General features: G+C 38.8%; 8 protein-coding genes. All 8 read right to left on the bottom strand.

Annotation, left to right across the window (positions count from 1 at the left end; translation table 11 throughout):
- Window positions 1–230: 230 nt before the first annotated feature.
- Window positions 231–617: a hypothetical protein gene (locus E5672_RS06435; protein ID WP_136781435.1), complete on the bottom strand. Its 387-nt coding sequence runs from the start codon at window positions 615–617 to the stop codon at window positions 231–233.
- A 585-nt stretch (window positions 618–1202) separates the two neighbouring features.
- Window positions 1203–2225, bottom strand: coding sequence for a hypothetical protein (locus tag E5672_RS06425; RefSeq protein WP_136781433.1), 1023 nt, complete (start codon window positions 2223–2225; stop codon window positions 1203–1205).
- 9 nt (window positions 2226–2234) lie between these two features.
- On the bottom strand, window positions 2235–2831 hold the full coding sequence (locus E5672_RS06420) for a DUF998 domain-containing protein (RefSeq protein ID WP_205676475.1): 597 nt from the start codon (window positions 2829–2831) through the stop codon (window positions 2235–2237).
- A 73-nt stretch (window positions 2832–2904) separates the two neighbouring features.
- Entirely contained in the window at window positions 2905–3399 is a 495-nt protein-coding gene (locus tag E5672_RS06415) for an AAA family ATPase (protein ID WP_136781432.1), read from the bottom strand.
- Window positions 3400–3552: 153 nt separating this feature from the next.
- Entirely contained in the window at window positions 3553–4407 is an 855-nt protein-coding gene (locus E5672_RS06410) for a DUF1444 family protein (protein ID WP_136781431.1), read from the bottom strand.
- A gap of 434 nt (window positions 4408–4841) precedes the next feature.
- Entirely contained in the window at window positions 4842–5432 is a 591-nt protein-coding gene (locus E5672_RS06400; RefSeq protein ID WP_136781429.1) for a GNAT family N-acetyltransferase, read from the bottom strand.
- Window positions 5433–5458: 26 nt separating this feature from the next.
- A complete protein-coding gene (locus E5672_RS06395; protein WP_136781428.1) occupies window positions 5459–5914 on the bottom strand; it encodes an acyltransferase in 456 nt (151 codons plus the stop codon).
- A 137-nt stretch (window positions 5915–6051) separates the two neighbouring features.
- Window positions 6052–6681, bottom strand: a complete 630-nt coding sequence (locus tag E5672_RS06390; protein WP_136781427.1) for a hypothetical protein — start codon at window positions 6679–6681, stop codon at window positions 6052–6054.
- Window positions 6682–6754 lie beyond the last annotated feature (73 nt).

Here is a 6754-nt window from a genome sequence, read left to right as displayed (position 1 = left end):
GATTATCGAGTAGATTAACAGCCAAAGAATTTGGCAGCCGTAACTTAGGCGTTGATAAAGCCCTGGTACAGTTTTTCGTTCAAGGGATTTGGCTAGTTTATATAAGCCTAATAACGTTTTAACTAACTGGAACAAAGATGCCTGTCTTGTTTAATTGCCTGAAAGCTGGAAGTGATGCGAAAGACAACCAACTGCATATTGTCCTGATCAAACATCTTGGCTTAAGCACATTATTTTATAGGTTGACGCTCAATAAGCCTTCCTTGCATAGTAACTCCTACGATGTTTTCAGGATTATCAAGGAAGAATATAAAAACGTGCATGAATTTAAGTTCATTGCTTACCAAACAATCGTATTGTTTTAAAGCAACATTCTTAATACCTAACTCCATGTTTATATTTTTAGATTTAAACCAATTTTGAACTTTAGACGTTGCTTGGTTTATATCTAATAGAGGTCCTCCGGTTTCAATTAACCCCAGAATATCATTATGGAAATCACTCTCGATAAAGTACATACCTTCATTATTTCCATTCACCATTAAGGGCGTCATCAAACAATCAAATCTTTCTCTTTCTGCATCACCAAATGCATTAAATGGTAATATACTCGCCAATAATATGAACAGATATCGCATGACTACCCTGAAACAACTTAACATGACATGCCAAGCATAACTTGAAAAATCAAAACTGTCCCCTAATACAAAAATGTGACTACATAAAGATGCCCGCCTTGTTTAGCCGCCTAAATAGCCGCGCCCAAAAGACCTACCATTCAATATCTTTTGTCTGTAAACACACAAATAACCCCAGAATTGTTGTACATAATTTCATGGTTGAAATCACAGTACGCTGCGGCAGCATTTAATGGCAGCTGTTCATTGCCCCACATTTGGGGCTTAAAATATGCGAGCTCTCCGCTACTGCATCTTTTCGCTTCTTGATCTGTTGAATAAACACACATTTGCGATTGGTCGACGTGAGTCTTTTGGTCGCACCCATTCAAAAGAATAGAAAATATGGCTATGAATAGTAATTTCTTCATGTGACTTCCTTGTTTCGTTCTAGACGGTTTAATCATGAATAAGGCGTGTATAAGTACTTGTACGCCATAAAGATGCCTGTCTTGATTAATTTGTGCTTAGTTTTACTCAAAAGCTAAGCTAGGTTTCACTTATCGCCTTGCTAAAATTTGAGTTTCAAAGCTTCGATTGCTCGTTAGCGTTAGTTGAAAAAGAACATAGTTGTCGTTTTATTGTTTCTATTAGTAAATCAGGTGAGTCTACACCTAAGTATATGGCATGCTTACCGTTTATAGGTGAATGTAGCTTTATTTTCACGTTAGGTACACCCGAGTATTTAAACCGTTTTATACCCTTAGCCCTCTTCACGAACGTTGTGTTCGTGCTGATATCAGAGATGTTTGAAAAAGTGATTATAAACGGATGAAACAATCCGTATCGAACAATGAGATTATCTTTATAAATCGAAATGGGCCGTATTGCCACAGCTTTATATTCAGCATAGAAAAAAGCTAACCCAAATAGAGTAAAGGCCGAAACTATGTTGGCAACTGCGCTAGACCAAATAAAATGTAGTAGCAGATGCACAAGCGGCAACTCGATCATCATGACCACAATGAAGCCCATCAAATTACTTTGCGCACCATCTTTTTTATAGTAGTAAAAATGCTGATTACCCAGATATGTACTGCTTTTAATGCGTGAAGCGAATAATGCGAAAGACCACATACGTCCCTCGAACCGAAGTAAGTTGCTAAGCAACGATGAGCCAAAGATACGTTCTATAGGTATTTGCAACGCTAAATCGGGGTCTTCTTTTTTAATAAGAAGTGCGCGAACTGCAACACTTACCGTTATTAAGGTACCTATTTCTAATGCTAACAAAGCTCCGATTGCAAAGTAGCGGCCACTTTCAAGGTAGTGAAACATTACCTTGTTTTGTTCTGGAATAATAATAGCGCCAATAAAAACCGCACTACAACACAATACAATGGCTTTCAAAGCCGCTTTTTGCTTGTCTGACTCGCACAAAAAACACAGTACTGGCAGTACTAGTAATGCGTCTAGCATAAACAACAACTCGTGCTTTTCATCACCATAGTCATTGATAGAGTTCGAGGAGGAATAGTAAAACCACCACCAAAGAGATGCTAAACATAAGAAAGCTAGAGGGATAGAACTTTTAAAGCGAGTGTTCATTGCACGGCTCTATAAAATCAAGAATATCGAGTAGATTAACAGCCAAAGAATTTGGCAGCCGTAACTTAGGCGTTGATAAAGCCCTGGTACAGTTTTTCGTTCAAGGGATTTGGCTAGTTTATAAGAAAAGTAAACGCAGCCAATAACGCTCGATGCAGACAAAATCCTCAGCGACCAAGAATAGTAGCTAGAGAAAGTAACGATCAGCGGCGCCACGATAAACGAAACTAACATTATTAGCCCTGACCATGTATGGATTTTACAACTTTTCGAAGGTGTTGTTGTATATGGGTCGGCGTCCATTGGGAAGTAGCCACAAACCCAAGTACAGATACCATGTATTATTGTCATTGCGCCAATAACCATAGTTGGCATATGGTCTGGATGTGTGTTAATGAGGTAATACCCAAACAGAGCGAATAATAAGCCTAACGGATAATTATTGATTGCAGGAGAGAGTTTCTGTGTTGGGCTACCAAAAGCACCAAGTTCACTACAAAACTGCTTCGTATGGCTATAGTTTGGATAGAAACGAGAAGCAATGTAAATGCCAAAAACTATCCAAACCGATGCTGCTATCCCTGTAAAAGATAAAAAGCTATACAAGCTAATGTCCTCCGTGATTTCATTGCGCTTACAGTAATTCAGCGAAGTCCCTATTCATAAGCCGAAAAATGTTTCAACTGGCTTGGTGCGGGATATTTTGCGTTATCATTTTTTTATTGCCGCTATAGTTTTCATAAAACTGCTGGTGTGCAGTATAAGAAAACGTATCGTCTCTTTTTGTATATTGGGCAATCCAGTCTATCAACATGGGTAAATTATCGTCTTGAGCTTGTTTGGTATCGTATTTATGGGGCTCCCAAGGTCTTGCTTTCGCGTTAGCAATACACAACTCAATGGGTAAATTCATAAATATAATTTCTGAAGACTGCGCCTGCACAAGCTTAAGCAGGTCTGTGTAACACCCTTCAATTACCCAAGTCTCATTAGTAGCGGTAAAAGCCTGTATTTCTTGTTCCGACTCGTAAATCGGCTTTCTTTCTGGCGGGCTAGTGGGTTTCCATGCAAGGGTATCGAGATCTAAATGTGCTAAACCTTGAGTTTCACATAAACGGCGCGCTAGCGTAGATTTGCCAGAACCGGAATTTCCGAATATTAAAATTTTAGTCAAGGCGCTTTCCCTTAAATCACCTACCAACAGATTTCACAACATGCAACTCAGACTAACGAGTAAAACCAACTATCGGTAATACAAGATGAAAACGCAACATGTTAAAGAGTTTTCGTCATCACAAATACTGAGGACATACTTTGGAATACCCAGCTAATGGTGAAACTTGACCCATTTATTTTCTTTGCGAATAAACCCTACATTAGTCACGGCATGAGCCCATTGATTTTCCGGGTTGTGCACTATCCCTTTTACCGTCTCTAAACTATCCGTATCCTTAGAACCGGTTACAATGATAACGTCTCTGGAAGGCACATAAACAACAATATCACCTTTCACTGGAAAGGTTTCTTTCGTCCAAAGCGCATCATAAATCAAAAAAGACGCTTCGTAAGTGCCATCCGCAACCACCATAGAGATAGTCGAAGGATCACCTTTAATTTGTAGTGACTCAATAGCATTCATCAAATTAGACATTGAGAGGTCCCTGAGCTCTTCCTCTTTTACATCTAAGTTTGCAATGTCTTCTTTTGGCATGAACTTGATAGATGAAGGCGTATCAATGGCATAAAGAATATAGAGAACATCATTTAGCTTTTCATAAAAGAAAGGCAGCTCCCCCTCACCACCTTCGCTCATCAATTCAGTTATATGGTTTATATAACCTGAATCTTTTATTACGGGAAAGATATTCGCTTTATCTATGTTAGCTTTAGCGTCACTACTGTTCCTTGTTAACGCACTGATGTACGCCTCTATAATTACGTCGAGCTTTTCTGGTTCAGAAAGGTAATTCATATAGGCGTTATCGAGGTATGCGGTTGACGTCCCTCCACCGCTGTAAGTCATCTCAACCTCTAGACGGCCTTTTATTTGTGCACTTGTAACCTCTGGTTTGGTAGTAACAGCCTTCACATACCTTTTAGTAAACGCACTTTCATCTAAATTGCTTTCGGCAAAGACACTACTGATAAAAAAGCATACAAACGCTACTATAATTTTTCTCATCGTTACTCACTTATCTCCTTATTTATCGTAAAACTTACGATTTCCCTTTTTGGACTTACGTTTGTATTAATTAACTTTTCAAACGAAGGGTTTGCTAGTTTTGCATACTCAAACTTGCACTAGTTATTAAGTAATAATTTCATTCATGTTCGCTAGCAGCCATGAAGAGAAACTTTCTAACGATTCATTTTCCATACTTTTCTTTTATTAACACATTAAAGTATTGAGTATCGTTTGGGCATTCTTCGCTGTTTTTGGCGAAATCGCTACTGCACCCTGGGTTGCAGAATCCAACAGTATAGCCCCTGTATTCGGCAAGCGAATCAGGCTTTACGGGTTTACCAGATCTAGGGCAGAACTTATTGATGGGTTCCATAGCTTTTCCTTTTAAATGGCCTTAAACAAACGAAACAATACCAGCACTTCACTCTTCATTAGTTATACATTGAAAGCTTAAAAGTTAAGTTCTCTTTCACAGAGGGCCACTCTGTATTTATGATTGAGAACACAACCGTATCTCTACACCCGCCATTTGGCATTTTCTGATGATTCCTAAGCACGCCGTCTTGTTTTGCGCCCAAACGAGCAATAGCGGCTCGTGAAGCGTGATTATGCCAATTCGTTCTGAACTCTACAGCGATTGCTTCGAGGCTTTCAAAAGCGTGTGTAAGAAGAAGTAGCTTACATTCGGTATTGCATGATGTTTTCTGATAGCTTTTCCTGTACCAAGTGTAGCCAATTTCCACCCTTTGATTTACAACATCAGCATTACAAAAGCGTGTTGACCCGATAACCTCTCCGCTCGCTTTGTCTATAACCACGAACGGTAACGATAGTCCTTTAGCTTTGTGCTCTAATGCTGTCGAAATATAGTCATTAATAGTTTTAGCGCTTGGTACAGATGTGAACCATAGTTTCCACAATTCACCGTCATTTGTTGCATTTACTAAAGCGTCTGCATGTTCCATTGTTAAGGGAACAAGCTTTATGTTCTCAGATTCTAACTCTACGTCTTTAAACCACATTTTACTTTCCATGTATATTTAGCTATTTATGGGTAAGCATACATCGTTTTCATGAAGTACGTCACACCTAGGGAGACTAAAACAAACGACGCATTAATTAGTGCACGAACAAGCCAACTAAACTGCCCGTAAGAAACCCCTGACTTTTTTGAAACAATAACCATTAGCCCCATAATCCCAAACCACGGCGTGAAGAATAAAACGGTTCTCCACTTAACAATTGATACTGCGATGTCGTGGAGCGCGCCGCTAACAAGAAATGTAGTAACGATAGCTAAAGAAGTGGGCAAAAATTCCGAAAGCGGACGCATGACATTGCGTGATAAATAGTAACCCCAAATGGGGTTCCAATACTGCCAAAACACTGGAAAAGACGGGGCGCCGAAAGCGCGGAAAAGCATATTTCTCATTGAGCCACTTGCCCCTAATGGAACCCCATTTCGCTTTTTAACATATTGTGCAAGTGAGATAGTGCTTTTCATGATTATTTCAGCCCACTAAGTAGACAATAACTAGCGATAAAAATAAGACTAATTTAATAAGAGAAATTCAGTATTTAATTTATGCTTCACTCACATAGAGTAAGTGAAGAAAACAACTAGTTATTAAGATAAGGACATCAATTATCTCTGAGAAACCTATTCAACCTCTGTAGGTTGTATTTAATAACCATCTTGTCGATGTAAGACAGTTCGCTACCTTCTAATTGGTTATTCTTTATTACCAAACTATTATCAGAAACTTCTACATAACGAGATAAGTCTAGATCCTTGAACTCTTCATAAACACTGACTAACTCTTTATTGTTAACATCGATTTTATCAATCGTCCAAGATAGTCCGTCTCGTTCAACAACAAATATAACGCTGTTAAGTGTTTTTTCACTTTGGTTCTCGAAAGTAACGAGAACAGCAACATAGTTTTTTGAACTAAAGGGAGTCCAGTATTTGCTAAGGCCGGTGCTGTATTCAACACTACCAAAATCCTTTAGTTCGAGGGCCTTCATTAGTGAAAGTAAAAATAGAAAACTTTGATCTTCACAGGATAGTTTTCGGCTGGCTACAGTTGAACTTTCGAAGTTTAGAGCAATGCATTTTTCTGCCCCGGAGCCAACTTTCACAGTTTCGAGATAATTTTCTACTAGTTCTTTAGCTCTGTGGTTTTCACCCAAGACACTTACAACAATAAGCAGAAAAACGATGGGTAGCAGCCCAACAAATTTCAATAAAACTTTACTCTGCGATTTCATAAATTCCTTTTAGAGTTTTAAATATTCTGAGACGGGCTTCAAATTTAAGAGCTAATGCCGCCCTTGCCTGAGT

This window comes from Alteromonas portus, from assembly GCF_005117025.1.
Classification (GTDB): domain Bacteria; phylum Pseudomonadota; class Gammaproteobacteria; order Enterobacterales; family Alteromonadaceae; genus Alteromonas; species Alteromonas portus.
This window is presented reverse-complemented; position numbering and strand designations above follow the sequence as displayed.

Coding starts and splice junctions, on each gene's coding strand:
- E5672_RS06400 (WP_136781429.1), bottom strand. CDS start 5,432: ATGTGGTTTAAAGACGTAGAGTTAGAATCTGAGAACATAAAGCTTGTT.
- E5672_RS06410 (WP_136781431.1), bottom strand. CDS start 4,407: ATGAGAAAAATTATAGTAGCGTTTGTATGCTTTTTTATCAGTAGTGTC.
- E5672_RS06395 (WP_136781428.1), bottom strand. CDS start 5,914: ATGAAAAGCACTATCTCACTTGCACAATATGTTAAAAAGCGAAATGGG.
- E5672_RS06390 (WP_136781427.1), bottom strand. CDS start 6,681: ATGAAATCGCAGAGTAAAGTTTTATTGAAATTTGTTGGGCTGCTACCC.
- E5672_RS06425 (WP_136781433.1), bottom strand. CDS start 2,225: ATGAACACTCGCTTTAAAAGTTCTATCCCTCTAGCTTTCTTATGTTTA.